The organism is Bacillus sp. SIMBA_008, from assembly GCF_046535495.1.
Classification (GTDB): Bacteria; Bacillota; Bacilli; order Bacillales; family Bacillaceae; genus Bacillus; species Bacillus subtilis.
Genome location: NZ_JAWRWL010000983.1, coordinates 1 through 248, shown reverse-complemented (window position 1 = coordinate 248; position 248 = coordinate 1). Strand labels below are relative to the sequence as shown.

At 33.1% G+C, this 248-nt stretch carries 1 pseudogene; it reads left to right on the top strand.

The window, feature by feature from the left end:
• Positions 1–248: pseudogene (locus tag SB658_RS26320) on the top strand (MFS transporter); the annotation flags it as partial.

Here is a 248-nt window from a genome sequence, read left to right as displayed (position 1 = left end):
CATAACTAATCTTATAGCAAATACATCTGCACCACTTATAATGAATCGTTTTTCATCTTATTCCTTACTTTTCACACTACAATGGACAAAAACTGTTCTATTATTTTTATTAATGATATTATTCCCGGCCCTTTCCTCAAACGTTGTAACACTATTCATTTTCATTTTTTTCATTTCTTTATGTAGTGGCTGGAGCGCACCGTTATTATACGGTATCCTTCCTCGCCTTACACGAAAAGAACAATTAG